27 protein-coding genes are annotated in these 25,031 nt (G+C 71.8%); 13 read left to right on the plus strand and 14 right to left on the minus strand.

Annotation, left to right across the window (positions count from 1 at the left end; all coding sequences use genetic code 11):
- The first annotated feature begins 36 nt into the window (after positions 1-36).
- The 4 genes from AXK60_RS03215 (at position 37) to AXK60_RS03230 (ending at position 3,251) form a co-directional block, all read left to right on the plus strand.
- Positions 37-855 carry a DUF3097 domain-containing protein gene (locus AXK60_RS03215; protein ID WP_175399916.1) on the plus strand — a complete coding sequence of 273 codons (819 nt, stop codon included), beginning with the start codon at positions 37-39 and terminating at the stop codon, positions 853-855.
- A gap of 35 nt (positions 856-890) precedes the next feature.
- Complete coding sequence (locus AXK60_RS03220) at positions 891-1,514, plus strand: TetR/AcrR family transcriptional regulator (protein ID WP_068569507.1); 624 nt, start codon at positions 891-893, stop codon at positions 1,512-1,514.
- Positions 1,515-1,584: 70 nt separating this feature from the next.
- Positions 1,585-2,490 carry an AurF N-oxygenase family protein gene (locus tag AXK60_RS03225; protein ID WP_068569508.1) on the plus strand — a complete coding sequence of 302 codons (906 nt, stop codon included), beginning with the start codon at positions 1,585-1,587 and terminating at the stop codon, positions 2,488-2,490.
- Positions 2,487-3,251, plus strand: a complete 765-nt coding sequence (locus AXK60_RS03230; RefSeq protein ID WP_068569509.1) for a DUF4873 domain-containing protein — start codon at positions 2,487-2,489, stop codon at positions 3,249-3,251. Before AXK60_RS03225 ends, AXK60_RS03230 begins: the two co-directional genes overlap by 4 nt.
- 1 nt (position 3,252) lies before the next feature.
- On the opposite strand, the gene AXK60_RS03235 is transcribed toward AXK60_RS03230, so the two are convergent.
- Both AXK60_RS03235 and AXK60_RS03240 read right to left on the minus strand, forming a co-directional pair.
- Positions 3,253-4,134, minus strand: coding sequence for an alpha/beta fold hydrolase (locus AXK60_RS03235; protein WP_068569510.1), 882 nt, complete (start codon positions 4,132-4,134; stop codon positions 3,253-3,255).
- 13 nt (positions 4,135-4,147) lie between these two features.
- Complete coding sequence (locus AXK60_RS03240; RefSeq protein WP_068569511.1) at positions 4,148-5,020, minus strand: alpha/beta fold hydrolase; 873 nt, start codon at positions 5,018-5,020, stop codon at positions 4,148-4,150.
- Positions 5,021-5,102: 82 nt separating this feature from the next.
- Between AXK60_RS03240 and AXK60_RS03245 the strand changes: the two genes are divergently transcribed.
- Together AXK60_RS03245 and AXK60_RS03250 are read left to right on the plus strand one after the other, a co-directional pair.
- The gene (locus AXK60_RS03245) at positions 5,103-5,537 is read left to right on the plus strand and encodes an NfeD family protein (RefSeq protein WP_068569512.1); all 435 of its coding nucleotides are present in this window, start codon (positions 5,103-5,105) and stop codon (positions 5,535-5,537) included.
- A gap of 28 nt (positions 5,538-5,565) precedes the next feature.
- Positions 5,566-6,831, plus strand: coding sequence for an SPFH domain-containing protein (locus AXK60_RS03250; RefSeq protein WP_068569513.1), 1,266 nt, complete (start codon positions 5,566-5,568; stop codon positions 6,829-6,831).
- Here AXK60_RS03250 and AXK60_RS03255 read toward each other — a convergent pair.
- The 4 genes from AXK60_RS03255 to AXK60_RS03270 form a co-directional block, all read right to left on the minus strand.
- Positions 6,825-7,697, minus strand: coding sequence for an SDR family NAD(P)-dependent oxidoreductase (locus AXK60_RS03255; protein WP_068569935.1), 873 nt, complete (start codon positions 7,695-7,697; stop codon positions 6,825-6,827). The two genes, AXK60_RS03250 and AXK60_RS03255, sit on opposite strands and share 7 nt — an antisense overlap.
- Before the next feature lie 121 nt (positions 7,698-7,818).
- Complete coding sequence (locus AXK60_RS03260; RefSeq protein WP_068569514.1) at positions 7,819-8,388, minus strand: hypothetical protein; 570 nt, start codon at positions 8,386-8,388, stop codon at positions 7,819-7,821.
- The gene (locus tag AXK60_RS03265; protein WP_068569515.1) at positions 8,385-8,996 is read right to left on the minus strand and encodes a hypothetical protein; all 612 of its coding nucleotides are present in this window, start codon (positions 8,994-8,996) and stop codon (positions 8,385-8,387) included. Before AXK60_RS03265 ends, AXK60_RS03260 begins: the two co-directional genes overlap by 4 nt.
- A 53-nt stretch (positions 8,997-9,049) precedes the next feature.
- A complete protein-coding gene (locus AXK60_RS03270) occupies positions 9,050-10,102 on the minus strand; it encodes a YeiH family protein (RefSeq protein ID WP_068569516.1) in 1,053 nt (350 codons plus the stop codon).
- A 71-nt stretch (positions 10,103-10,173) separates the two neighbouring features.
- Here AXK60_RS03270 and AXK60_RS03275 point away from each other — a divergent pair, with 71 nt between their 5' ends.
- Positions 10,174-11,094, plus strand: a complete 921-nt coding sequence (locus AXK60_RS03275; protein WP_068569517.1) for a LysR family transcriptional regulator — start codon at positions 10,174-10,176, stop codon at positions 11,092-11,094.
- On the opposite strand, the gene AXK60_RS03280 is transcribed toward AXK60_RS03275, so the two are convergent.
- Genes AXK60_RS03280 through AXK60_RS03300 form a run of 5 tightly spaced genes read right to left on the minus strand, consistent with a single transcriptional unit; the run spans position 11,048 to position 15,969 of the window.
- Complete coding sequence (locus AXK60_RS03280) at positions 11,048-11,842, minus strand: ABC transporter permease (RefSeq protein WP_068569518.1); 795 nt, start codon at positions 11,840-11,842, stop codon at positions 11,048-11,050. The genes AXK60_RS03275 and AXK60_RS03280 overlap by 47 nt on opposite strands.
- Positions 11,842-12,702: a 2-aminoethylphosphonate ABC transporter permease subunit gene (locus AXK60_RS03285; RefSeq protein ID WP_068569519.1), complete on the minus strand. Its 861-nt coding sequence runs from the start codon at positions 12,700-12,702 to the stop codon at positions 11,842-11,844. Before AXK60_RS03285 ends, AXK60_RS03280 begins: the two co-directional genes overlap by 1 nt.
- The gene (locus AXK60_RS03290) at positions 12,699-13,778 is read right to left on the minus strand and encodes an ABC transporter ATP-binding protein (RefSeq protein ID WP_068569520.1); all 1,080 of its coding nucleotides are present in this window, start codon (positions 13,776-13,778) and stop codon (positions 12,699-12,701) included. The genes AXK60_RS03285 and AXK60_RS03290 overlap by 4 nt, the downstream gene beginning before the upstream one ends.
- Positions 13,775-14,806 carry a 2-aminoethylphosphonate ABC transporter substrate-binding protein gene (locus AXK60_RS03295; protein WP_068569521.1) on the minus strand — a complete coding sequence of 344 codons (1,032 nt, stop codon included), beginning with the start codon at positions 14,804-14,806 and terminating at the stop codon, positions 13,775-13,777. Before AXK60_RS03295 ends, AXK60_RS03290 begins: the two co-directional genes overlap by 4 nt.
- Before the next feature lie 56 nt (positions 14,807-14,862).
- A complete protein-coding gene (locus AXK60_RS03300; protein WP_068569522.1) occupies positions 14,863-15,969 on the minus strand; it encodes a TIGR03364 family FAD-dependent oxidoreductase in 1,107 nt (368 codons plus the stop codon).
- A gap of 155 nt (positions 15,970-16,124) precedes the next feature.
- On the opposite strand from AXK60_RS03300, the gene AXK60_RS03305 reads away from it, so the two are divergent.
- Both AXK60_RS03305 and AXK60_RS03310 read left to right on the plus strand, forming a co-directional pair.
- Positions 16,125-16,889: a GntR family transcriptional regulator gene (locus AXK60_RS03305; protein WP_068569523.1), complete on the plus strand. Its 765-nt coding sequence runs from the start codon at positions 16,125-16,127 to the stop codon at positions 16,887-16,889.
- Positions 16,886-17,584 (plus strand): phosphonatase-like hydrolase, encoded by a 699-nt coding sequence (locus tag AXK60_RS03310; RefSeq protein WP_068569524.1) that lies wholly within the window; start codon positions 16,886-16,888, stop codon positions 17,582-17,584. Before AXK60_RS03305 ends, AXK60_RS03310 begins: the two co-directional genes overlap by 4 nt.
- A gap of 29 nt (positions 17,585-17,613) precedes the next feature.
- On the opposite strand, the gene AXK60_RS03315 is transcribed toward AXK60_RS03310, so the two are convergent.
- Entirely contained in the window at positions 17,614-18,300 is a 687-nt protein-coding gene (locus AXK60_RS03315; RefSeq protein ID WP_244881003.1) for a TVP38/TMEM64 family protein, read from the minus strand.
- 124 nt (positions 18,301-18,424) lie between these two features.
- Here AXK60_RS03315 and AXK60_RS03320 point away from each other — a divergent pair, with 124 nt between their 5' ends.
- From AXK60_RS03320 to meaB, 3 genes are read left to right on the plus strand one after another with little or no spacing between them, the layout of a single operon-like run.
- On the plus strand, positions 18,425-20,218 hold the full coding sequence (locus AXK60_RS03320; protein ID WP_068569525.1) for a methylmalonyl-CoA mutase family protein: 1,794 nt from the start codon (positions 18,425-18,427) through the stop codon (positions 20,216-20,218).
- Complete coding sequence (scpA, locus tag AXK60_RS03325) at positions 20,218-22,449, plus strand: methylmalonyl-CoA mutase (protein WP_068569526.1); 2,232 nt, start codon at positions 20,218-20,220, stop codon at positions 22,447-22,449. The genes AXK60_RS03320 and scpA overlap by 1 nt, the downstream gene beginning before the upstream one ends.
- Complete coding sequence (meaB, locus tag AXK60_RS03330) at positions 22,449-23,429, plus strand: methylmalonyl Co-A mutase-associated GTPase MeaB (protein ID WP_082777807.1); 981 nt, start codon at positions 22,449-22,451, stop codon at positions 23,427-23,429. The genes scpA and meaB overlap by 1 nt, the downstream gene beginning before the upstream one ends.
- Positions 23,430-23,433: 4 nt before the next feature.
- Here meaB and AXK60_RS25535 read toward each other — a convergent pair whose 3' ends face one another.
- Together AXK60_RS25535 and AXK60_RS03340 are read right to left on the minus strand one after the other, a co-directional pair.
- A complete protein-coding gene (locus AXK60_RS25535; protein WP_068569528.1) occupies positions 23,434-23,877 on the minus strand; it encodes a hypothetical protein in 444 nt (147 codons plus the stop codon).
- A gap of 157 nt (positions 23,878-24,034) precedes the next feature.
- The gene (locus AXK60_RS03340) at positions 24,035-24,448 is read right to left on the minus strand and encodes a hypothetical protein (RefSeq protein ID WP_068569529.1); all 414 of its coding nucleotides are present in this window, start codon (positions 24,446-24,448) and stop codon (positions 24,035-24,037) included.
- A gap of 104 nt (positions 24,449-24,552) precedes the next feature.
- Between AXK60_RS03340 and AXK60_RS03345 the strand changes: the two genes are divergently transcribed.
- A complete protein-coding gene (locus AXK60_RS03345) occupies positions 24,553-25,020 on the plus strand; it encodes a flavodoxin domain-containing protein (RefSeq protein ID WP_068569530.1) in 468 nt (155 codons plus the stop codon).
- The last annotated feature ends 11 nt before the right edge of the window (positions 25,021-25,031 follow it).

The raw sequence follows: 25,031 nt of genomic DNA on the forward strand, positions 1-25,031 counted from the left end.
GGGTTCCGGGGGCTCGTTCGACTACGGTTGGTCGCCGTGGCGAACAGGTACGGCGACATCTACGCGGGGCACGCGAGCAAGAAGGCGCGCGTGATCCCCGAGGTTCCGGCCGACCGCGACCTCGTGGTCGAGGACGCGGCGACCGGCTTCTGCGGCGCCGTCGTCGGCTTCGACCGCAGCTACGACGGAGACCTGGTCAAGCTCGAGGACGGGCGCGGCAAGGTCCGCGTGTTCGTGATGCGCCCGGCCGCGTTCCTCATCGACGGTGCGCCCGTCACGCTGGTCCGCCCGACGGCGAAGGCACCGTCGGGCCCGGTCCGCAGCGCGTCGGGCTCGACGCGCGTGGAGGGCGTGAAGGCACGCGTGGCGCTACCGAGCCGGATCTGGGTCGAGGGCATCCATGACGCCGCGATCGTGGAGCGGGTGTGGGGCCACGACCTGCGCGTCGAGGGCGTCGTGGTCGAACAGCTCGAGGGCCTCGACCACCTCGGCGATCGGCTCGCGGAGTTCCAGCCGGGCCCGGGACGGAAGGTCGGCGTTCTCGCCGACCACCTCGTCGAGGGCTCGAAGGAGTCGCGGATGACGCAGTCCGTGGGGAAGTACGTCATGGTCACCGGCCACCCGTTCATCGACATCTGGGCGGCGGTCAAGCCGGCCGCCGTCGGGATCGCGGCGTGGCCGGACGTGCCGCGGGGCGAGGACTGGAAGACCGGCACCTGCAGGCGGCTCGGCTGGGGCACGCCGCAGGACGGCTGGCGCCGCGTGCAGGGCGCGGTGACCTCGTTCCGCGATCTCGACGCGTCGCTGATCGGCGCTGTCGAGCGACTGGTGGACTTCGTCACGGAGCCGGACTGAGGCGATATCGCGGCGGGTCGGGATAGAATCCGCAGGTGACATCGACCCCGACGACGAAACCGGACACGCGGCAGCAGATCCTGCGGGCGGCTCTCGACTGGGTCGACGAGGCGGGACTGACGCGCATTTCGATGGGCGCGCTCGCCAAGCGGGCGCGGTTGGCCCGCGCGACGCTCTACCAGCACTTCACCGGCAAGGACGCCCTCGTCGAGGCGGTCGTCTCGAGCGAGCTCGAGAAGTTCTACAGCCGGATCCACGCCTACGCCGATCCGATCGCCGACAACGACGAGCGGCTCGCCGCCGGATTCGCCTACGCCTACGCCTACCTGCGGGAACACCGCGCCCTGCAGCGGGTGCTCGCGATGAGTCCGGCGCTGATCCTCCCGTACATCCACGGCGAGTCCCCGCAGATCCAAGAGGGGCGGCGCTTCTTCCTGCGCGAGATCCGGCGCGACGAGTACCGCGACGACGCCGATGTCGAGGCGATGGCGGACTTCTTCGTCCGGCAGCTGCACTCGCTCCTGCTGACCCCGCTGCCGCCCGTCGAGGGCCTGGTCGACGGGCCGGACCACCGCGGACCGTCGTCGGCGAACGTCGAGGCGGGCCGACGGTACGCCCAGACCTTCGTCATCCCTGCGCGGGCCCAGTTCGTGCGATAGACACCCCCGACAACCTGGGGATATAGACAGAATTCTGGACTCTGTCTGCCGGTGGTGTTACGTTCGCCACATGACCGATACGACTCTGCCCGAACGCACCCGTGAGAGCGTGGCCGATCGACTCCTCGGCGGTTCCGTCAAACGCTCCTACGCGCCCGTCGTCGACATCGACTGGGACGCCCCGATCGATCCCGACAAGTTCTTCCTGCCGCCGCACATGTGCACGCTGTACGGCACCGACATCTGGAACGCGATGTCGCGCGAGGAGCAGATCGCCCTGTCCAAGCAGGAGATGGTGAACCTGCTGTCGATGGGCATCTGGTTCGAGAACCTGCTCAACCGATTGCTCCTGCGCGACCTGCTGACGAAGGACCCGACGTCGCGGGACGCCTTCTACTCGCTCACCGAGATGGGTGATGAGTGCCGCCACATGGTGATGTTCGGCAAGGTCATCGACCGCGTCGGCGAGCGCCCGTACCGGCTGCGCGGATGGAAGCTCGCCGTGGTGAAGTACGTTCTCGCGCCCGTCATCCGGGGCCAGGCGGTGTGGATCGCCGCGCTGGTCGGCGAGGAGATCTTCGACGCGCAGCAGCGTCAGATCAAGGACGATCCGGAGCTGCAGCCGATCGTCGCGCGGCTCATGCAGATCCACGTGACCGAGGAGGCCCGGCACATCGGTTACGCCCGTGACGGGGCGCGCCGCGGTCAGGCCGATCGCACCCGCCTGCAGACCCTGCTCGTCGGGAACCTGCACGCCGGGGCCGCGTTCGGCTTCCGCATGCTGTTCGCGAACCCGCGCATGTACGCCCGGGTCGGCCTCGAGCCGATGGTCGCCTATCGCGCCGCGATCACCAACCCGCACCACATCAAGGCCAAGCAGGACGGCTTCCGCGACCTCGGCCGGTTCCTCGACTCCGTCGGGCTCATGGGTTCGTTCGCGCGGTGGTCGTGGCGCAAGGCCGGGTTCCTCGCGTGAGAACCGCGGAGGCGCCGCGCATCGTCGTCATCGGCGCTCGCGTCCCGGGCGTCGACGGTGCTCTCGTCGCACCGTCCGATGTTCTCGGCCTGCGGTTCCGGCCCGACCGGGACGCCTGGACCGTGACGACCCCGGCGGGGGAGACCGACTACGACCTGGTGGTCCTACCGGGCACGACGGCCGAGATCGCCGTGCCCGCACTCGATCCGCGCGTGATCGCGCCGACCACGGTCGGGCCCGCGGACGCGGAGCGCGCCTACCTCGGGATGCTCGTCGACGGCGTGCCGAATCTCGTGCTCACCGACGGGTCGAAGGTCCAGCTCGAGACGCTGCTGGCGTGGCTGAGGTGGATGTACACCGAGGCCGCCACGCGGATCCTGGCCAGGCCGCCGGTCACCGCCCGCTGGATCCAGCGCGGCCGGCGCGTGCCCTCGCGGCCCGATCGCGACGCCGTCGACCTGTCCAACGACCACGTCCGCGATGAGGGCGTCTACACCGGCTCCGCCGTGTTCCGCTCGGGCGACTACGAGGCGGTCTCGCCCGTGCGCCTCGCCGGCCACCTCGAGCCGCTCGACGGCAACTACCACTGGTACGGCACCGTCGACGACCTGGAGATCGGTGCGGCACTGAAGAAGATGCCGCGCGGCAGCGTCACGGTGGCCGTCGGTGGGGGCGAGGGGGCGCCCGCGATGGTCACCGACAAGACGGTGTGGGGCACCTACCGCCTCGTCGGCGTCGGAGCGCCGCCGTACCCGCTCTGAATCAGCGCGCGTCGGCACCCGGCCCGGCGACGAGGCGGCAGATCTCCGCGACGACGAGGTCCGGATCGGTCAGTGGGACGTTATGGCCGGAGTTCTCCGCGAGCACGTGCCGGCCGTGCGGCGACGCGGCCGCCCGTCGAGCGTGCGCGGCCGTGCTCGCGGCGCGGATCTTCGGCGCTCGGTCGGTCTTCACGCCGGAGATGACGGTGACGGGGATGTCGCCGAGGGACGGCGGCGAGTCCTGCCATGCGGGCAGCTCCGAGCGGAAGGTCGTGAGCTCCTGCTGCATCGTGTCGATGGCCACGGGCGTCGTCGCCTCGCGGGCGAGATCCGCCTTGACGTCCGCGGGCACGTCGCCCGCGAGACGGCTGGTCAGGAGGCGGCTGACACCCGTCCGCGCAAGCACCCGGAGTACCACGAACATCACGGAGTCGGCGTAGGGGAACATCGGCCGCAGCATCGCGCCGATGCCCTCGTCGGACGGGTCCACCAGCACGAGACCGCGGATGCGCTCGGGTCGTCGCGCCGCCGCGAGCCGCACGATCGGCCCGCCCAGGCTGTGGCCGACGAGGACGAACCGGCGATCGGGATCGCCGGCGGCGAGTCCGTCGAGGAGGTCGTTCAGGTCGTCGGCCATCCGCTCGAAGGTCCGGTCGACGGTGTCCGGCGCACTGCGCCCCAGGCCCGAGCGGTCGTAGGCGACGGCCGTCGCGAACCCGGCGACCGCGGGTTGCACCAGGGCCCAACCGGATCGGGTGCCGCCCGCGCCGGCCTCGAAGACGACGATCGGGGAGCCGGGCGGACCGTCGAGCTGCGCGGCGTGCAGCCGCCTGCCGTCGCGCGTCGTCGGGTACCGGCTGTTCCCCTGGGTGCTGTCGGCCACTACTGCACGCTACCTACCCGCGCGGCGGGGGCGTCGCGGTCGCGAGCCGGCGGATCTCCTCGACGATGAGCTCCGGGTCCGTGAGGGGCACGTTGTGCGCGGAATTCTCCGCGACCACGTGGCGTCCGTGCGGGGACGCGGCGGCGCGCACGGCGTGGGAGGCATTGGCGGCGGCGCGCATCGACGCGTTCATGCCGTCGCCGGCCTTGGCGCCCGAGATGACGGTGACCGGGATGTCGCCGAGATCGGGGGCGGCGCTCCGCCAGGACTTCAGCTCGGTCAGGAAGGTCGCCGCCTGGCGGCGGTGCGTGGACATCACGCCGGGGGTGAAGGCCTCGCGGTGCGCGTCCGCGCGGACATCGGCCGGGGCGTCGGCGAACTGGCCCGCGTACACCCGCTCGAGCAGGCCGACGCGGGCCAGCACCCATCCCACCCGCACCATGACCTGTTCGAGGACGCGGAACGGCGTGCCGAACAGCACATCGGCGGCCTCGTCCGTCGGATCGACCAGCACGAGGCCCGCCACGCGGTCGGGCCGACGGGACGCCGCGAGCCGGACGATCGGACCGCCCGCACTGTGCCCGACGAGGACGAACCGACGGTCCGCGCCGACACCGTCGAGAACATCGTTCAGATCGTCCGCCATGCGATCGAGCGTGCGGGCCACCGGGTCCGGCGCGCTGCGTCCCAGACCGGATCGGTCGTAGGCGACCGCCTCCGTGAACGCGCCGACCGCGGGTTGGACCGCGGCCCACGATGACCGGCTCGCCGCCGCGCCGGCCTCGAAGACCACGATCGGCGCGTCGGCCGACCCTGGTAGGACCGCGGCGTGGAGTGTGCGCCCGTCGCGGGTGGGCAGGAAGGTGCTGTCGCCCTGCGTGTGCATCGGACCCCCGTCATCGACTAGTAAGGTAAACCTAACACGAAAGGTGCGCCGCGGTCGTCCGAGTTTCTGGCAGGATCGAGGTATGGTAGCGGCGCTCTGGCTGATCGGCGCGATCCTGCTGGCCGTGGCGGAAACGGCGGCCGGCGAGTTCACTCTGCTCATGCTCGGCGGCGGCGCACTTGTCACGGCCGGCGCCACGAGCGTGTTCGACCTGCCGCTGTGGGCCCAGGGGCTGGTGTTCGCGCTGTCGTCGGTCATGTTCCTGCTGCTGGTGCGCCCACCGCTGCGGCGGTACGTCGAGCGCAAGCGGGGCGACGCGCCGTCGTACCTGGAATCGCTGCCCGGAACGAAAGCCCGCGTGCTGCAGGCCGTCTCGGGTGGCGACGGCGGGCGGGTGATGATCGGCGGCGAGGAATGGTCGGCGCGCACCCCGTACGAGGGGGTTGCGATCCCGATCGGCGTCGAGGTCACCATCGTCGAGATCGACGGTGCCGTGGCGATCGTGGTCGACAGCTGACGAAGACCCACAACGGAGAGGAAGAGGCATGGACGGCATAGGAATCGGGCTGGTCGTACTCGTCGTACTGATCCTCGCGGCGGTCGTGGTGCTGGTGAAGGCACTGGTGCTGGTCCCGCAGGCGCAGGCGGCGGTGATCGAGCGGCTCGGCCGGTACACGAAGACGGTGTCCGGCCAACTGGCGCTGCTCATCCCGTTCATCGACACGGTGCGTGCCCGGGTCGATCTGCGCGAGCAGGTCGTGTCGTTCCCGCCGCAGCCGGTGATCACGCAGGACAACCTCACGGTGAACATCGACACCGTCGTGTACTTCCAGGTGACCCGCCCCGAGGCCGCGGTGTACGAGATCAGCAACTACGTGGTCGGCGTCGAGCAGATCACCACCACCACGCTGCGCAACGTTGTCGGCGGCATGACCCTCGAGGAGACGCTGACCTCGCGCGAGAAGATCAACGGCCAGCTGCGCGGCGTGCTCGACGAGGCCACGTCCCGCTGGGGCCTGCGCGTCGCGCGGGTCGAGCTCAAGTCGATCTTCCCGCCGCCGTCGATCCAGGAGTCGATGGAGAAGCAGATGAAGGCGGACCGCGAGAAGCGCGCCACCATCCTCTCCGCCGAGGGGCATCGGGAGGCGGCCATCAAGTCGGCCGAGGGTGACAAGGCCAGCCGGATCCTGCTGGCCGAGGGCGAGCGGCAGGCGGCGATCCTCGCGGCGGAGGCCGATCGCCAGGCCGAGATCCTCCGCGCCGAGGGCCGACGGGCCGCCGCCTACCTCGAGGCGCAGGGTGAGGCGAAGGCCATCGAGACCACCTTCTCGGCGATCAAGTCCGGCCGCCCCACGCCGGAGCTGCTCGCCTACCAGTACCTGCAGACCCTGCCCGAGATGGCGCAGGGCGACGCGAACAAGGTGTGGGTGGTGCCGAGCGACTTCAACGCCGCGCTGCAGGGGTTCATGCGCAACCTCGGCACGCCGGGCTCCGATGGCGTGTTCCGGTTCGAGCCCTCCGAGGACGCGCCCGCGACCGCCCCGGACATCGACACCTCGGGCTGGTTCGAGACGCCGGAGCCGGTGGCGCCCGTCGTGGTCACCAAGGACGAGGTGCCCGACGCCCCGATCGCGCCGACGACGAAGAACGCCGCACCCGTCCCGGACGCGGAGGTCGCGCAGCCCTCGGACGCCACCGCGCAGCTGCCGCTCGGGCAGAGCGCGGCGCAGTGGCAGCAGTCGCCGTACGAGGTGCAGCAGCCGGGCCTCACTCCGCCGCAGCACGCGCAGGAGCCGCAGCGGGACTACTGACTGCGATCCGGACGGGTCAGCAGCGCGCGGGCCTCGTCCTCGACCTGCCGGATCAGATTCTGGATCCGGCCGGTCCGGTCGATCACGGCGTCCATCACCATGCCGAACGGTCCGCGCGCGACCATCAGCGGCACCCAGCGGCGCGGCGAGACGATCCGAGCGCGTCGCGCCGTGATCCCGCGGACGATGTCCTGCGCCAGGCGCTCGGGCGTGATCGTGCGCCCGAGCGGGCCGGGGTTCGCGAGCTCGACCAGCTCGTTCGCCGGTGTGCCCGCCCGGTGCGAGGCCTCGATGATCGGCGTCGCGATCCAGCCCGGGTAGAGCACGCCCGCGGTCGCGCCCGTGCCGGCGAGCTCCGCGCGCAGCGCCCGGCCGAAGGCCTCGACCGCCGCCTTGGACATCGCGTACGGGGCGTTGGCGACGCCGTTGAAGAAGGCGTAGATCGACGCGGTCACGAGCACGTGGCCGCCGGCATCGACGACGTGGGGCAGGCAGGCGCGCACCGTGCGCCACACGCCGAGGAGGTCGACCTCGAGGATCCGCTCGAACTCGTCGACGGGGGACGCGAGGATCGTCGTGGGCTGCGCCGCCGCGATGCCCGCGTTGGCGAAGCAGACGTCGATCGCACCGAAGGCGTCGAGGGTGCGCGCGACCGCCGCGTTCATATCGTCGGAGCTGGTCACGTCCCCCGCGAGGGCGAGGGTCCGCGGGCCGAGCTCGGCGGCCAGCGCCTCGGGCGCCCGCAGATCGACCAGGGCGACGTTCGCGCCGGCGGCGACAAGGGTCCGCGCGGCGGCCGCGCCGATCCCGCTCGCGGCGCCGGTGAGGAAGACGGTGCGACCGTCGAGGGTGGGGAAGGCGGGCATGTCGATCTCCATCGTGGTCGTGCGTGTCCGGGCGTCCACTTCAGGCTAGGGGACGCGGACTACGCGGGCATCGTCTCCGGAGACCGAGATCCGGGACCGGATGTCGTCGTGCGCGGACGAGTCACCTCCCGAGGGCGACGGCCACCCCCGCGCACGCCACGGCCCAGAGCACCGAGACGAAGGTGCCGATGATGAACTGCTCGGCCGCGCCGGGATGACGCAGCTCCGGGTAGCGGGCCAGCCCCTTCGCGGCCACGATCACCGCGAGACCCGCGGCGAAGTTCGCGAGGACGCACACCGCGATCGCGGCCCGTTCGAGCACGCCGATCGCGAGCCCGCCGCGCAGCGGCGGCTCGGGGACGGGGTCACCGCCGGACGGCTCGCCCTCGGTGTCGCCGTCGGACGGTGCCGGATCCGGGGTGTTCCGGCCGGTCGCACCGGCGAGCGTGAACGCGGCGGTCACCAGGGCGCTGCCGCCCGCCATCGCGGCGACGACGGCCGCGACGCGCGCGGCTGCGAGCCCGAAGCCGGTGGCCGCGGGCGCCGCGAGCGCAACGACCGCGGCCGCCCCGACGAAGAGCGCCGGGACGGCCGCCGCCACGACGCCGGCGACGCCCTCCGTGCCGCGGCGCGCGGCGAGCACTCCGGCGACGGCGGCCGCGACCAGCAGGACGACGACGAGGGCGATCATCGCGCGACCCCCGGATCGGCGGCCGGCGCGACGTCGGCCGCGCCCAGCAACTCGACCGCCAGCGCGCGCCCCGCCGGCTCCACCGACCAGCCCGCCGCCGCCGCCCGCTGGGACGCCGCCTGGCGCGAGACGCCCAGCTCGGCCGCCGCGGCCGTGATCGACATGCCCGTGTTCAGCAACGCGGTCACCTCCTGCCCCTCCCGTGATCTGCGGCCCACGATAAGACCGAGCACTGACAGGATCGCCTCGGCGCGTCCGGCGGCGGCACCGTCGGCACCTCTGACCTGCACGGGAACGGCGACGCCCTTGGCGGCCTCCACCGCCGCGCGCGCCGCCTCGAAGGCGCGGCCCCTTCCCGCACGGGTCTGGTCGGGGAGTGGCAGCTCGACGGGGCCGGTCCCGATCCCGACGCTCCAGTGCCCGTCCGCGAGGAGCGCGAGGGCGGCGTCCACCGCGACGGCGGCGTCGTCGGTGACGGCTTGCAGTTCGTCGCCCGCCGTGCGGTCCGGCGACCGGAGCCAGCGCAGCGGGCCGAGCAGCTCCCGCGCACCGTCGACCCGATCGGCGTCCTTCCGGCTGCCCTGTTGGTCCGCTGTGATGACGATCATCTGTCAAGCCTAAACCCTTGCGGCGACCGCTCGCAAGGATCACGGCTTGCGGATCAGTGGAGCCCGGTGGTCAGAGCCTGGATACCGAGGCTGGAGGCGGACACGGTGATCCACAGCAACCCGCCGAACAGCAGGGGTGTCCACCCGGTGCGGCGCAGTGCGCTCAGGTCCGTCGACAGCCCGATCGCGGCCAGTGCCCAGGTGATGAGCAGCGTCGAGGCCAGCCCGAGGGTCGACCGCAGATCGGCGGGGAACGGGACGATCGAGTTCAGGCCCGCGAGCGCGACGAAGCCGACGAGGAACCACGGGACCAGCTTGATCGCCCGGGGGCGGGGCGCGTCCGCGGTCGTGGGACGCCGGCGTGCGACGACATAGGCGAGCACCAGGACCACGGGAACGATCATCAGCGCGCGGGTCAGCTTGACCACCACGGCGGTACGGGTGGCCTCGTCGCCGTAGGTCACGGCGGCGGCGACCACGGACGAGGTGTCGTTGACCGCGGTGCCCGCGAAGACGCCGAACGCGTGCTGCCCCATGTCCAGCATGTGGCCGAGCCACGGGAACGTGAGCACTGCGGCGACGTTGAAGACGAACACCGTCGACAGCGCGTACGCGACCGTGGAGGGCTTCGGGCGCAGCACGGGCGTGACGGCCGCGATGGCCGACGCTCCGCAAATGGCGGTACCCACGCCCAGCAGTGTGCGGAGCGTCGACTCGATCCCGAGCCACTTGCCGAACAGGGCCGCGGCGCCGAAGCAGACCGCCATGGTCCCGAACATCACCGGGATCGACGACCGGCCGACCGCCCACGCCTGTCCGAGCGAGAGCTGCGACCCGAGCAGCACGACCGCGACCTGCAGGGCGACGCCGCCGGTCAGCGCGAATCCGGTCGCCGTGCCGGGCCACCGCCGGGCGGGTCGCAGCGCGGTCGCGAGTGCGGCCCCGAGCAGGACCGCCGCGACGGGGGCGCCGAGCACCGGGATCACGCGACCGACGACCGTGGCGACCGCGGCGACGGCCAGCGCCAGCGCGGCGCCGGGGACGGCGCGACGCAGGCGGGAGTGCGGTGCGGTCCGGGTGTCCGACGGTGCGGCGGCTGTGCTCATGCCTGCAACTCTCGCGGGGATCACGGGCCGACGGTAGCTATGGATCAGCTATCTACCCATAGACTGACACTATGGAAACGCCGTCGGTGGAATCACTGCGCCTGCTCGTAGCGGTCGCGGACCTCGGGTCGATCTCGGCTGCGGCCCGCGAGTGCGGGATCTCGCAACCCAGCGCCAGCTCGCGGCTGCGCCACCTCGAACGACAGCTCCGCCTCGACCTGCTCGACCGCCGCACCCGCGGCGCGGAGCTCACCCCCGAGGGGGCCGCCGTCACGGAGTGGGCGCGCACCGTCGTGAGCGCGATGTCGGCCCTGCAGACGGGGGCGGAGGCGCTCCGCTTCGACCACACCGTGCGGATCGCCTGCAGCCAGACCATCGCCGAGTACCTCATGCCCGCCTGGCTCGCCCGCTTGCGGGAGCACACCGACGAGCCGGTGCACCTCACCGTCGGCAACTCCGCGGCGGTGATCGCCGATGTCCGTGCCCACGTCGCGGACCTGGGCTTCATCGAGGGGCCGACGGTGCCCGACGACCTCGCGTCGCGGACCGTGCGGACCGACCGCCTGCTCCTCGTGGCGGCGCCCGGCGACGCGCTCACCCGGCGCCGCGACGATCGGCCCGTGACTGCGGCCGAACTCGCGGAACTTCCGCTCGTCACGCGCGAGCCGGGCGCCGGCACGCGTGACGCCCTCGAGGCGGCCCTGCGCCGCGTCGGGCTCGCCCCGAACCCGAGGTCGGTGGCCCTCGGCACCAACGCCGCGGTGAAGATCATGGTCGCCGCGGGCGGCCGGGCCGCCGTACTCAGCGAACTCGCCGTCGCGGCGGAGCTCCGGGACGGTCGCCTCGTCGAGGTTCCCACCGATGGCGTGGACCTGCATCGACGCCTGCGCGCGGTACGGCGCAAGGACGCCGCACCGCGCGAGGTGGTGCAGACGCTGCTCGCGGTCAGTTCCGGCCGCGCCGCCGGAACGCCGACAGCACACCGAGGATGACGACGGTGACCAGCACGAGGAACATCGTGTTCGCGGCGGCGCCGAACAGATCGCCGCGGTCCGACTGGGTGAACACCGTGACGGGCAGAGTGCGCCAGGACGCCGGGTAGACCATGATCGTCGCGCCGAGCTCACCCATGCACAGCGCCACCGACAGGCCGGCGGCCGCGGCGATCGAGGGAGCCAGCAGCGGCAGGCGCACCGTCACCAGCAGGCGCAGCGGCGAGGCGCCGAGCGAGCCGCCCACCTTGTCCAGCATCGGGTCCAGTTGCGAGACCGCGGCGGAGACCATCGAATAGGCGAACGCGAACACGAGGATCGCCTGGACGAGCACCACGATCGCCGGGGTGCCGCCGAGCACGATCGGCGGCGCAGAGAAGGCCACCAGCACGCCGAGGCCGACGACCACCGACGGCACTGCGACCGGCAGGTGGAAGAAGGCGTCGACCACGCCCCGCGCGCGGCCCGGCAGGCCCGGCACCGCGAGCGCGGCCCACGTTCCCGCGACGACCGCGACCGCCGAGGCGAGGATCGCCGTCTGTGCCGAGACGCCGATGCTGGCGGCGTTCTCGGGTGTGAACACGTCCGCGACGTGTGCCGTCGTCAGGGCCGACGGCAGCACCGAGGTCCAGCCGGCGCTGAACGCCGTGATCACCGTGACGGCGATCGGGGTGATCACCAGACCCAGCAGCACGAGGGCGAACACCGCCCAGACGGCGACCCGCGCCGCCGGATTGCGCACCAGCATCAGTGCGTTCCCTTCTTCATGAGGGCGCGGTACACGGCGTACGCGCCGACGGAGATGATCAACTGCACCGTGGCCAGTACGGCCGCCGACGCGAAGTCCTGGCCGACGATCGACCGGGTGTAGACGAGCATCGGGACGGTGATCACGTCCTTGGCGCCGGTGAACAGCACGATCCCGAACTCGTTGAGCGTCAACAGGAAGGTGAGCGATCCGGCCGCCGCGAGCGCGGGTAGCGCCGCCGGCAGGATCACCGTGCGGATGATCCGCACCGGCCCCGCGCCCAGCGACGAGGCGACGTCGATCTGCACCGTCGGGAAGCGACCGAACGCGGCGAGCATCGGCCGCACCACGAACGGCGTGTAGAAGGCGATCTCGGCGAGCACGACGCCCCACAGCGAGGTGGTGAACGAGCCGGTGGGCAGCCCGACCGCCTGCAGGACGCCGACCGGCCCGAGCAGCACGCCGAGCGCCAGCGGGATGAGGAAGCTCGGGAACGAGACGACCACCTCGATCAGCCGGGCGACCGCCCCGGCCCCGGGGAACGGGACGAAGGCGAGCACCAGGGCGAGGAAGGTGCCCGCGATCAGACAGCCGACCGTCGAGAGCACCGCGACCTCGAGCGTCGTGCCCAACGCACGGAGAACCGCACCGTCGGTGAGCGTGTCGCGCCAGGTCGCGAAGCCGGCCGGGCGCTCCGCCTTGTCGGTGAAGGTGCGCGCCACGATCCCGACCAGCGGGTACACCACCGCCACGAGGATGAGGGCGACCGGCGGCAGCACCCACACCCACCGCGGCACCGCGAACCGCCCTTCCGCCGGAGGCGCGGGCGGGGCCGGCGGGGCGTCGAGGACCGCGGTCACGCCGGGACCACCATGACATCGCCGGGATCGACCTCGGCCCAGAGTGTTTCGGCGCGCAGCGGCGCGTCCACGAGCACCGGCACGTCCACGCCGATCGTCTCGCCGGTCTCGACGATCCGCGCGGTCACGTGCCGGACCGCGCCGCGCCACTGCTCCTGCTCAACGGTCACGCGCACGCCGTTCGACGGCGCCGTCCGCGTGAACCGCCACGCCCACGGCCGGACCGCGAGGAGATGGTCACCGTCGGGCAGGGGGCGGGAGGTGTGCAGCGCACCGCTCGGGAGGACGTCGGCGCCGCCGAGGAAGGTCGCGGTGAACCGCGTGGGCGGCCGGTGGAACAGATCGGCGGTGGTGCCGATCGCCTCGAGCCGGGCGTCGCGCATGATCGCGACGCGGTCCGCCAGGGCCAGCGCCTCACTCTGGTCGTGCGTGACGTAGACCATCGCGACATCGGGCAGCTCCGCACGCAGCCGCTGCAGCTCGCCGAGCATGTCCTTGCGCATGCCGGCATCGAGCGCCGACAGCGGCTCGTCGAGCAACACGACCTCCGGGCGGGTGGCGAGCGCGCGGGCGATCGCCACCCGCTGCTGCTGGCCGCCGGACAGCTGCCCGGGCAGCCGGTCCGCGTAATCGCCCATGCCGACCATCCCCAGCACCTCGGTGACCCGCGGCGCCACCGCGGACCGCTCGACGCCGCGCGAGCGCAGCCCGAAGGCGACGTTCTTGGCGACGGTCATGTGCGGGAACAGTGCGTAGCTCTGGACGACGATGCCGATGCCCCGCTTCGCCGGGGAGAGGTGCGTGACATCGCGCCCGTCGATGGTGACGGTGCCCGAGGAGACGCGCTCGAAGCCGGCGATCGCCTTGAGGGCGGTCGACTTGCCGGAGCCCGACGGCCCCAGCAGCGCGACGGTCTCGCCGCGTGCGACCTGGAAGCTGCAGTCACGCAGGGCGGTCGTGTCGCCGTAGACGACGCTCACGTTCTGCACCCCGACCGCCGTCCGACGGCGGACGGTGCGGTCCACGGCGTCGTCGTCGAGGCCCTTCGGCGCGACGATGCGCTTCGGTGCGGTCACTGGCCGGTCGCCTTCTCATAGCTCTTGACGTCGGCGTCGAGGCCGGTGAGCACCCGGCTCCAGTCCGGGTTCCAGATCTCGACGCCGTCGAGGGCCTTGCGGAAGGCCTCCCACTGCGGGCCCGACGGGGTGACATCGGTGCGGACCGGTGCGCCCCAGGACTTCTCGGGGACGTTCTGCTGGACGTCCTTCGACAGCAGGAACTCCATCAGCTTCGTGCCGTTCGCGGAGTGGGGCGCCTTGTCTGCCAGGCCCATGTAGTACGGCAGCGGCAGGGTAGTGCGTTTGCCGCCGAAGGTGGGGTAGAAGACCTCGTAGGCGACCTTGTCGGCGGCGATCGCCGCGAGCGCCATCTGGACGTCGGAGTTGGCCACCGTCAGCTCGCCCTTGGAGGTCTTCGGGCCGAGCTTGCCGGTCGACGTCGACGGGCCGACGTTGTTCGGCTGCAGATCCTTGAGGTACGTCAGCGCGGCCTCCTTGCCCATGACGTGCTGCAGGAGCAGCAGCAGGGCGGTGCCGTCCCCGGCCTTGCCGGGCGTGGAGTACTGGATCTTCTGCTTGAACGCGGGACCGGTGAACTCGGCCCAGTCCGTCGGCTTCGGCTGTGCGGCGGTGTTGCGGATCATCGCGAAGTAGTTGTTGACCACGGCCACGTACGTGCCGTCGGCGGACTTGAGCTCGGCGGGGACCGACGAGGTGTCGACGTCCGACTTCACGAGCGAGCCCTGCTGCTGCGCCTGCTGGATGAACGGCGGCAGCGTCACGAGCACGTCGACCTGTGGGTTCGCCTTCTCCTTCTGCGCGCGGGAGACGACCTCGCCGGAGCCGGCCTCGACGAGCGAGACCTTGATCCCGGTCTTCTTGGTGAAGTCGGCGAACTCGGCCTTGTACCAGTCGCCGAGGCCGTCGGCGCTGTAGACGGTGACGGAGTCCGACGAGCCGGATCCGCCGCCGGTGCCGCCGCACGCGGCGACGGCGAACACCGCCGCGACGGCCGTGATCGCGCTGAGGGAACGGGTGATGCGCATGGGGGATTGCCCTTCGTTCGGGTGGAGCGGAGGTGGGGGTGTGGCGGGGTGTTCGATCAGATGGGGAAGTGGCGCCGGGCGAGCCCGTGCGCGATGGTCATGCCGACGCCGGAGGTGACGATGCGGACTGACAGGCCCGGTGCCGGCTCGGCGACGAGGTAGGGGCGCAGCGCGCTGGAGGCGTAGACGCCCTGCCAGCGCTCGATGATCGGCAGCCCGCTCAGGCCCATGACGCGTGCGGCCTCGGCGCGGAGGGTCTCGGTGACGGCCTCGTCGAGGAAGGGCTCCACGGTGCGGTCGGTGTGGTGCGAATCGCCGATGATCAGCGTGCCGTCGGGGCGCTGCGTGAACATGACGTTCGCGTCGATGTCGAGCAGGTCGGGACGTTCGGCCGCCATCCGCGTGCGGAGCGCGGCGGCGGCCGCGGTCTCCGCGAACGCCGGGTAGCGCAGGAGAGAGGTCGCCGTCAGTACCGCGGGGGTGACGACCGTGCCGGGATCCGCGGCGCGGGCCATCTGCAGGGCGCACCGCCGGACCAGGTGCTCCTCGGCGAGATCCGGGAAGTGGTGGTCGAGATCGTGCCCGACGCAGACGATCACTCGCTCCGCATCGACGGTGCCGCGGCTGGTGTGCGCGCGGACGCCGTCGAAGCCGAGGTAGGTGGTGCCGAACCGGACCTCGCCGCGGTCCTGGGCGTCGACCCAGGCGGCCAGCCGCGCGACGGTGACGCGGGGGTCGACCCGCAGGTCGGCCAGCAGTGCTGCGCCCCCGATCACGTCGTCGGCGCCGCCGCCGGGCAGCGCGTTCCGCACCTGTGCCGGGGTCCGCAGTTCGACCTCGCCGGCCCGGCGGTCCGCGAGTTCCTCGAGGACGGCGAGCTCGGTCGCGTGCCGCGCGACGGCCAGACCCCCGGTGGCCCGGGCGCCGAGCCCGGCGCGGGCGTCCAGGTCGAGCCAGCGGTCGCGGGCGAGGTGTGCGAGATCGGCGAGGTCCCCGGACTGGCCGGTCACGCACGCATGCCCGAAGTTGCGGATCGACGCCCCGATCGCCCGATCGTCCCGGTCGATGACGGTCACCGTCAGGCCGCGATCCAGCGCCTCGACGGCGTGGGCCAGCCCCACGATGCCGGCGCCGACGACGAGGACGTCCACTGCGGTGTTCATGTCGTCCAGCGTGACGGCCCGTACCTGGACTTGGCAAGACCCGGAACACGATGTCTATACAAGTTGTATCGCTGTACATCGAGGTGGTGCTGCTGTTCACGCGACGTTCATGTGGACAGACGGTTGGGGGCGATTTCACTTGTATACTCAATGGTGTGGTCGCAGCTCAGCCTCTTCATCAACGCCTCGCCGCGGAGTTCCGCGCGCGCATCGCCTCCGGTCGCTGGCCGGAGGGGGAGCAGGCACCCAGCGAAGCGGCGCTGTGCGAGGAGTTCGGCACATCGCGCGGCCCGGTGCGTCAGGCCCTCGCGACGCTCCGGTCCGAGGGGTTGATCGTGGGCGGGCAGGGGCGTTCGCCTCTGGTCCGGCGCAATGTTCCGAGTCACGCCGCCAGCGCCCTCGGGTCGTTCACCGCGTGGGCCCGGGAGCACGGCCACGAGCCGGGGCAGCGAACAGTCCTGCAGGCCCGCGTCCCGGCGTCCGCGGCGATCGCCGAGCTGCTGCAGGTCGAGGTGGGGGATCCGGTCCTCGAGCTCCGCCGGGTCCGCACGCTCGACGGTGCCCCCGCACTCTCCGAGGCCATGTACTTCGTGTGGGACCTCGGGAAGCGGCTGATGGAGTTCGACCCGGACTCCGGGTCGGTGAACCGTTTCCTCCTCGACGCGGGCGCCGACCTCTACGCCTCCACGCATCAGATCGACGCCGTCACCGCCGGCGCGGAGGATGCGGCGAACCTCGGGCTCGCCGAGGGGGCTCCGCTGCTGCGCGTCCGGCGGCTGACCACCGATGCCGCCGGCACCGTCGTCGAGTACGCCGAGGACCGCTACGCCCCCGGCGTCACGACCGTGATCGTCGAGAACCGACTCTTCGCAGCGCCCGATCGGGCGCTGCGCTCCGTACCCGTCAGGAGAGACGCATGACCGCACACCCCATCGAGCTCGTCGCGCTGGACATGGCCGGCACCACCATCGACGACGGCGGCGCCGTCTACGAGGCGCTGCGCGGCGCCGTCGAGGACGCCGGCGCCACCGTCGCCCAGGCCGATCTGCAGGTATGGATGGGCACCGACAAGGTCGAGGCGATCACCAACCTGCTGCGTCTCGGCGGCGTCGAGCCGACGGCGGAGCGGGTCGATGCCGGATTCGCGCGCTTCCGCGAACGGCTGCAGCAGGCTTACACCGCGACGCCGCCGACCGCGATCGCCGGCGTGCCCGAGGCGCTGCGCGAGATCCGCGCCCTCGGCGTGAAGGTCGCGCTGACCACCGGCTTCGACGACGCCGTCGCGCTCCCGCTGCTCGCCGCCATCGGTTGGCGGATCGGCGAGGGCGAGGGCGCCGTCGTGGACGCGGTGGTCACCACGTCCGACGTGGCCGCGGGTCGCCCGGCGCCGTACATGATCCACCGCGCGATGGAGCGCACGAGCGTGCGCGATGTCGCCCGCGTCCTCGCTGCCGGCGACACCGCCGTCGACGTGCAAGCCGCCAACAACGCCGGTGCGGTCTCGGTCGGTGTGCTCACCGGCAAGGCCGACGGTGCGACGCTCGCCGAGGCCGGAGCGGATCACGTGCTCGGCGGCGTCGTCGACATCCCCGGGCTCCTGCGCGTCCGTCCTTAGGCAAGTGCAAGCCCTTGCGGTGAACCCTGTCAAGCCTCAGGTCTTGCGGGCATGCGGGCGTCGAGCAGAAGGCCTGCGATCCCGACCGCCATCAACGCGCCACTGACCACCACGAGCCAGGGCGACGACTCACCGGTCAGCGCGTCGCCCAGCAGCACGACCGCGATCGTGCCGGGCGCGAGGCCGGCCACCGTCGCCGCGAGGTACGGCCAGAAGCGCACCGGCGAGAGCGCGGACGCGTAGTTCACCAGAGAGAACGGCGCCACCGCGATGAGCCGCAGCGACCCGACAGCCAGCCAGCCCCGGGCCCGGAGCCGCGCGGCGATCGGGAGGTAGGCGCGGTGCTCCCGCACCCGCGCGAGCACCACGGACGGATGCCGCTCGTCGACGGCGCGCACCGCGAGGAAGGCGATCACCGCCGCAGCGGTGGACGCGACCATGCACAGCAGGATCCCGATCGGACCGAACAGCACGCCCGCGGAGACCGTGAACATCGTCCGGGGAATCGGGAACACCGTCACCACCGTGTGGGCGACGAGGAACAGGACCACGAACCAGGTGCCGGTCGAGTCCGCCCACCCCCGCACCGTCGAGATACCGGGGTGCGGGAGCAGCATCCCGACGACCACGAGAGCGAGCACGAGCACGCAGCCGATCGCCGCGCGGACGACGAGGGCGCGGTCGCCGGGCCGCAGCCGGGATTCGTTGTCGCTCACGTCGAGCCAAGATACGCGGTGTGCGCGCGGAGTGCCGCGACCCTACTGGGGCGTAGCAAGCGCAATCGGTTAACGTGGGTTCTCATCGACCCGGCGTGTGCCGGGCCACAGGTGAGGAGGTCTCGTGGCGGACAACCCGTACGACGCGTGGCGTGATTCGGTCGGTGCCGTGCTCGCGAAGTCGCGCGGCGGGACGCCGCCCGAGGACCCGATCGCAGCACTGACCACCCCCACCGAGGACGACGGCGTCGACATCGCGCCGCTGTACTCGCAGCGCGATGAACTGCCCGAGGCCCCGCTGCCCGGCGCCTTCCCCTTCGTCCGCGGCGGGAACCCCACGCCCGACGTCCGCCTGGGGTGGAAGGTCGCCGAGCGCTTCGCCGAGGGCACCGACTCCGCTGACGTGCTCGGTGCGCTGGAGTCCGGCGCGAGCGCGCTCTGGATCACCCGCGCGGATCCCGCGCCGCTGCTCGAGGGCGTGTACCCGGACATGGCGCCGATCCTGGTCTCGGCCGGTGGCCGTGCCGCCGAGGCCGCCACACAGGTCTACGCCGCCCTCGACAAGGCCGCCGAGTCCGACGCCTACCGCGCCGACCTCGTCCACGTCAGCCTGGGCGCCGCGCCGCTGACCTCGCAGGTCGTGGGCCGCGCCGATATCGCGCTCGACGAGGCGACCGAGCTCGCCCGCAGCGCCGATGCGCGGGTCGAGGACGTCCGGGCGATCGTCGTCGACGGTGCCGACCTACACAACGCCGGAGCGACGTGCGCGCAGGAGCTGGGCCTGACCGCCGCGGCCGCGCTCGACCACGTCCGCGCCCTCACCGCCGCCGGGCTGTCCACCGCCGACGCCCTGGGCCAGCTGACGATCCGCCTCGCTGCGACGGACGACCAGTTCCTCACCCTGACCAAGATCCGCGCGTGGCGCACGGTCTGGGCGCGCGTCGCCCAGCAGCTGGGGGAGCCGAAGGCGGGCAACGCGCCGGTCCACGCCGTGACCTCGCTGGCCGCCACCACGCAGCGCGACCCCTGGGTCAACATGCTCCGCGTCACCGTCGCCGCTTTCGGCGCGGGCGTCGGCGGCGCCGATTACGTGACCACGCTGGAGTACGACGAGGCCCTGCCCGGCGGCGTCGAGGGCTACTCGCCCGCGTTCGCCCGCCGCATCGCGCGCAACGCCCAACTGCTGCTGCTCGAGGAGTCCAACCTCGGTCGGGTCGTCGACCCGGGTGCCGGATCCTGGCACGTGGAGTCCCTCACCGACGACCTGGCGCGCGCCGCGTGGGGCGTGCTGCAGGAGGTCGAGCGTGCGGGCGGGTTCGGCCGGGGCATCGCCGACGAGTCGATCGCCACCCGCCTCGGCGAGGCCGCGGACCGTCGCGACTCCGCGGTCGCGCGGCGCGCCAAGAAGATCACCGGCGTCAACGAGTTCCCGAACCTGGCCGAGCCGGCCATCGCACCGTCGGCGGCCACGAACGGCCCCGTCGTGCGGTCCTACGCCGCGCCCTTCGAGGCGCTGCGCACCCGCTCCGACGCCTTCCTCCGGGAGCACGGCGTGCGGCCGCGGATCCGGATGGTCACGATCGGCACCGTCGCCCAGTACAACGGGCGGTCCACCTTCCTCACCAACCTGCTCGCCTCCGGCGGCATCGAGACCGTCCTGGACGCGGTCGAGCAGGCCGCGGGGAGTGCCACGCTCGACGGCTCGGCCGGCGCGCGGATCGCTGTGCTCGCCGGCTCCGACCCGGGCTACGCCGAGGAGGGCGAGGCGCTGGCTCGCGCGCTCCGCCACGAGGGGAATCTCGTGCTGCTCGCGGGTGCGCCCGGCACCGTCGACGACGGCCTGATCGACATCTACCTGCACGCGAAGATCGACGCGGCCGCCGCGCTCGACGACCTGCTGACCCGATTGGGGGCGTGATGACCAGCGAGATCGCCAGTTTCGCCGACGTTCCGTTCGAGGACCTGCCGGGCGCGACACCGTCGAGCGCCGACGTCGACGCCTTCGTGGACGCCTCGGCCAAGGCCTACGCCTACACCCCGGACCAGCTGACCTGGACCACGCCGGAGGGCATCGACGTCAAGCCCGTCTACACCCGCGCCGACCGCGATGCCGTCGCGGCGGCCGGCTACCCGGTGGACTCCTACCCGGGGACGGTGCCCTTCCTGCGCGGCCCGTACCCGACGATGTACGTCAACCAGCCGTGGACCATCCGGCAGTACGCCGGCTTCTCGACCGCCGCCGAGTCCAACGCCTTCTACCGCCGCAACCTCGCGTCGGGCCAGAAGGGGCTGTCGGTGGCGTTCGATCTCGCCACCCACCGCGGCTACGATTCCGACCACCCGCGCGTCACCGGTGACGTGGGCATGGCCGGCGTCGCGATCGACTCGATCCTCGATATGCGCCAACTGTTCGACGGCATCGACCTGGGCGGCGTGTCCGTCTCGATGACGATGAACGGCGCCGTGCTGCCGATCCTCGCGCTCTACGTCGTGGCGGCCGAGGAGCAGGGTGTGGGCCCCGAGAAGCTCGCGGGCACCATCCAGAACGACATCCTCAAAGAGTTCATGGTGCGCAACACCTACATCTATCCGCCCGCGCCCTCGATGCGGATCATCTCGGACATCTTCGCCTACACCTCGCAGAAGATGCCGAAGTTCAACTCCATCTCGATCTCCGGGTACCACATCCAGGAGGCCGGGGCCACAGCCGATCTCGAGCTCGCCTACACGCTGGCCGACGGTGTCGAGTACATCAAGGCAGGCATCGAGGCGGGCCTCGACGTGGACAAGTTCGCGCCGCGCCTGTCCTTCTTCTGGGGCATCGGCATGAACTTCTTCATGGAGGTCGCCAAGCTCCGCGCCGCGCGCCTGCTGTGGAGCGAGCTCGTGGCGGAGTTCGACGCGAAGAACGCCAAATCGCTGTCGCTGCGCACGCACTCGCAGACCTCGGGGTGGTCGCTCACCGCGCAGGACGTGTTCAACAACGTCGGACGCACCTGCGTCGAGGCCATGGCCGCGACCCAGGGCCACACCCAGTCGCTGCACACCAACGCGCTCGACGAGGCCATCGCCCTGCCGACCGACTTCTCGGCCCGTATCGCCCGCAACACGCAGCTGCTGCTGCAGCAGGAGTCCGGGACCACGCGCCCGATCGACCCGTGGGGCGGCTCGTACTACGTCGAGACTCTCACGCACGAGCTGGCAGAACGCGCCCGCGCCCACATCCGCGAGGTCACCGAGGCCGGCGGCATGGCGAAGGCGATCAACGAGGGCATCCCGAAGCTGCGCATCGAGGAGGCGGCCGCCCGGACACAGGCCCGCATCGACTCGGGGCGGCAGCCGGTGCTCGGCGTGAACAAGTACCAGGTGCCCGAGGACGCGGCGATCGAGCTGCTCAAGGTCGACAACACCAAGGTCCGGGGCGAGCAGCTGGCGAAGCTCGAGCAGCTGCGGGCCGAGCGCGACCCCGAGGCCGTCACGGCCGCCCTGGCGAACCTCACTCGCGCGGCCTCGGCCGAGGGCGGGGCGAACCTCGAGAACAACCTGCTCGCGCTCGCGATCGACGCGGCGCGGGCCAAGGCCACCGTCGGCGAGATCTCCGACGCCCTCGAGCAGGTCTACGGCCGACACCAGGCCGAGATCCGTACGCTCAGTGGTGTGTACCGCGAGGAGGCCGGCGCGTCCGGCAACATCGAGACCGCCATCGGCCTGGTCGAGAAGTTTGAGGAGGCCGACGGCCGCCGCCCGCGCGTGCTCATCGCGAAGATGGGTCAGGACGGCCACGACCGCGGCCAGAAGGTGATCGCCACCGCGTTCGCCGACCTCGGCTTCGACGTCGACGTGGGCCCGCTGTTCTCCACGCCGGAGGAGGTGGCCCAGCAGGCCGCCGACAACGACGTGCACGTGGTGGGCGTGTCGTCGCTCGCCGCGGGCCACCTGACGCTGGTCCCCGCTCTCCGGGACGCGCTTGCGGAGGTGGGCAGGCCGGACATCACGATCGTGGTCGGCGGCGTCATCCCGCCGGGCGACTTCGACGAGTTGTACGCGGCCGGCGCCTCGGCGATCTACCCGCCCGGCACCGTCATCGCGGACGCCGCGGTGAACCTGCTGCACGAGCTGGGCGGCAAGCTGGGGTACCAGCTGGCGTGATCACCGTCGCCGAGCTCGCGGAGGGCGTCCGCGCGGACAAGCGCGCGGTGCTGGCGCGGGCCATCACCCTCGTCGAATCGCGGCGCCCGGATCATCAGGCGCTCGCGCAGCAACTGCTGCTCGCGCTCACGCCCGCCCCGGACGCGCCGATCGCCACCCGCGTGGGGATCACCGGCGTGCCCGGGGTCGGCAAGTCGACGACCATCGAGGCGCTGGGCAATCACCTGATCTCGTTGGGGCACAAGGTCGCCGTGCTCGCGGTGGATCCGTCGTCGACGCGCTCCGGCGGCTCGATCCTGGGCGACAAGACCCGCATGGGCACCCTGGCCGTGAATCCGCGCGCGTACATCCGGCCCTCGCCCACGTCCGGCACGCTCGGCGGGGTCGCGAAGGCCACGCGCGAGACGATCGTGCTGCTGGAGGCTGCGGGCTTCGACGTGATCCTGGTCGAGACCGTCGGCGTCGGGCAGTCCGAGGTCACCGTCGCGAACATGGTCGACACCTTCACCTTCCTCACCCTGGCCCGGACCGGCGATCAGCTGCAGGGCATCAAGAAGGGCGTGCTCGAGCTCGCCGACGTGGTGGCGGTCAACAAGGCCGACGGTGACCACATCGTCGAGGCCCGGGTCGCCGCGCGCGAGCTGTCGAGCGCGCTCCGGCTGATCCACCCGCGCGGATCGCTGTGGCGGCCACCCGTGTTGACGCAGAGCGCCATCGAGGGCACCGGCATCCCCGAGTTCTGGGACGCCGTCATCCGGCATCGCACGACGCTGCAGGAGGCGGGGGAGTTCGACCGCCGCCGCCGGCAACAGCAGGTCGATTGGACCTGGACCATGGTCCGGGACACGGTCCTGTCCCGGGTCGAGCAGTCCGACGGTGTGCGGTCCGTCCGGTCCGGGGTCGAGGCTGCAGTCCAGGACGGCTCGCTCACACCTGCGTTGGCCGCCCAGCGTCTGCTCGACGCCTTCGACGGCCGCTGACACGTCAGAGTTCGATCGGCCTGTGCGCCAGCGCTCGATCGACGATCGCTTCGGGTGTCATTTCGTTGGCGGGTGTACCGGCGGCCGGATGGAAGATCAGGTCGATCGGCGCCGGATGCGGTACATGCGCCGAGAGCACCGCGACCCACCATTCGGACAGTGCGTCCGCGGATATGATGCGCCGCACCATGTCCGCCAACTCGTCCCGTGTCGGATCGAGCCGTGCAATGTCGGCCGAACGGGCCTCGACATATGCGGCCACCGCCGCTTCGCTGGGCGACACCGCACCGAACCGGCTGGTGAGCCACCCGGGGTCCACGTCGATTCCGGCCCTCGTGAGCTTCGCCGCCACGTCCGCGGGCTGGATGCCGCGTTCGAGTGCGTCGTAGGCATCGGTCATGGCGTTGCCCCATTGGTCGGCCTCGCCCGGAAACAAGTGCGCGCGCATGAGTCATGCTCTCATGGCTGGTGATGCCCGGGTTGCCCGCTGAAATCTGGTCCGCGCTGATCACGCAGGCCCTCAGGCCCCGGACCGCTGGTCCGGGGCCTGCGGGCGCGAACGTGCCGGGGCCCGCGCGAACGCCGGCCCCGGCATCGCCGGATCGTCAGGACTTCGCGGCGAGCGCGTCCAGCTTCTCGATGATGTCCGGCACTCGGTCGAGGAGCGCGAGCTTGGTGTCGAGCTGCTCGAGGAGGGACTTGACGTCCGCCACGGCGCTCTTGACCTCGGTGAGCGTGCTCGACACCTCGGTGAGCGTGCCGTCCACCGTGCTCAGCGTCGAGTCGACCGTCCCCAGCTTGGTGTCGACATCGGTCAGCGTCGAGTCGACGGTGCCGAGTTTGGTGTCGACGTTCGCGAGGGTCGAGTCGACGGTTCCCAACTTCGTGTCGACGCCGGCGAGGGTCGCGCTGACCTCGCTCAACGTGCCGTCCACGCGACCGAGCGTCTCGTCTGCGCTGGTGAGGGTGCGATCCGCGCGACCGATGATCTCGGTCGGGTTCTTGGGGAGGAATCCCATGGAAGTCTCCTTCGTCGTGACTGTTGGAACTGTTGGAGAGGAACTTACTCGAGAGTCAGTTCCTCGTCGAGACAGGCCGCCCCCGCCCGTGTGAGGATGGGGTCATGTCGGCAATGCTGATCTGCGCGTCCACACATCACGGCAACACCCGGAAGGTGGCGGACCGGATCGGCGGGGTGCTGGGCGCGGCCGTGGTGACGCCCGCCGAGGTCACGGCGGAGCAGATCGACGCCGCCGACCTCATCGGATTCGGTTCCGGCGTGTACTGGATGTCCTTCGATCCGGCGCTCGTCGAGCTGGTGCGGTCACTGCCGGTCCGGCAGCGCGGTGCGGCGTTCGTGTACGCGACCAGCGGGCTGCCGGAGACGCCGTTGCGCCGATACACCCGCAGCCTTGCGGATCTGCTCGGAGGCCGTGGGTTCCGGGTCGATCCCGAGGTGTACCACTGCCGCGGATGGGACACGATGGGGCCGTTCGGTCTGGTCGGCGGCATGAACCGCGGCCGTCCCTCCGACGCCGATCTCGCCGCCGCGGAGGACTACGCTCGGCGGCTGCTCGCGCGACAGGGGTAAGTCGACGCCGT

Origin of the sequence: Tsukamurella pseudospumae (assembly GCF_001575195.1) — a bacterium.
GTDB classification, from domain to species: domain Bacteria; phylum Actinomycetota; class Actinomycetes; order Mycobacteriales; family Mycobacteriaceae; genus Tsukamurella; species Tsukamurella pseudospumae.

What these genes read in the sequence shown, in the direction of transcription:
- AXK60_RS03225 (WP_068569508.1), top strand. Translation starts at nt 1,585, where the DNA reads ATGACCGATACGACTCTGCCCGAACGCACCCGTGAGAGCGTGGCCGAT.
- AXK60_RS03240 (WP_068569511.1), bottom strand. Translation starts at nt 5,020, where the DNA reads ATGCACACGCAGGGCGACAGCACCTTCCTGCCCACCCGCGACGGGCGC.
- AXK60_RS03245 (WP_068569512.1), top strand. Translation starts at nt 5,103, where the DNA reads ATGGTAGCGGCGCTCTGGCTGATCGGCGCGATCCTGCTGGCCGTGGCG.
- AXK60_RS03250 (WP_068569513.1), top strand. Translation starts at nt 5,566, where the DNA reads ATGGACGGCATAGGAATCGGGCTGGTCGTACTCGTCGTACTGATCCTC.
- AXK60_RS03255 (WP_068569935.1), bottom strand. Translation starts at nt 7,697, where the DNA reads ATGCCCGCCTTCCCCACCCTCGACGGTCGCACCGTCTTCCTCACCGGC.
- AXK60_RS03260 (WP_068569514.1), bottom strand. Translation starts at nt 8,388, where the DNA reads ATGATCGCCCTCGTCGTCGTCCTGCTGGTCGCGGCCGCCGTCGCCGGA.
- AXK60_RS03265 (WP_068569515.1), bottom strand. Translation starts at nt 8,996, where the DNA reads ATGATCGTCATCACAGCGGACCAACAGGGCAGCCGGAAGGACGCCGAT.
- AXK60_RS03270 (WP_068569516.1), bottom strand. Translation starts at nt 10,102, where the DNA reads ATGAGCACAGCCGCCGCACCGTCGGACACCCGGACCGCACCGCACTCC.
- AXK60_RS03275 (WP_068569517.1), top strand. Translation starts at nt 10,174, where the DNA reads ATGGAAACGCCGTCGGTGGAATCACTGCGCCTGCTCGTAGCGGTCGCG.
- AXK60_RS03280 (WP_068569518.1), bottom strand. Translation starts at nt 11,842, where the DNA reads ATGCTGGTGCGCAATCCGGCGGCGCGGGTCGCCGTCTGGGCGGTGTTC.
- AXK60_RS03295 (WP_068569521.1), bottom strand. Translation starts at nt 14,806, where the DNA reads ATGCGCATCACCCGTTCCCTCAGCGCGATCACGGCCGTCGCGGCGGTG.
- AXK60_RS03300 (WP_068569522.1), bottom strand. Translation starts at nt 15,969, where the DNA reads ATGAACACCGCAGTGGACGTCCTCGTCGTCGGCGCCGGCATCGTGGGG.
- AXK60_RS03310 (WP_068569524.1), top strand. Translation starts at nt 16,886, where the DNA reads ATGACCGCACACCCCATCGAGCTCGTCGCGCTGGACATGGCCGGCACC.
- scpA (WP_068569526.1), top strand. Translation starts at nt 20,218, where the DNA reads ATGACCAGCGAGATCGCCAGTTTCGCCGACGTTCCGTTCGAGGACCTG.
- AXK60_RS25535 (WP_068569528.1), bottom strand. Translation starts at nt 23,877, where the DNA reads ATGCGCGCGCACTTGTTTCCGGGCGAGGCCGACCAATGGGGCAACGCC.
- AXK60_RS03340 (WP_068569529.1), bottom strand. Translation starts at nt 24,448, where the DNA reads ATGGGATTCCTCCCCAAGAACCCGACCGAGATCATCGGTCGCGCGGAT.
- AXK60_RS03345 (WP_068569530.1), top strand. Translation starts at nt 24,553, where the DNA reads ATGTCGGCAATGCTGATCTGCGCGTCCACACATCACGGCAACACCCGG.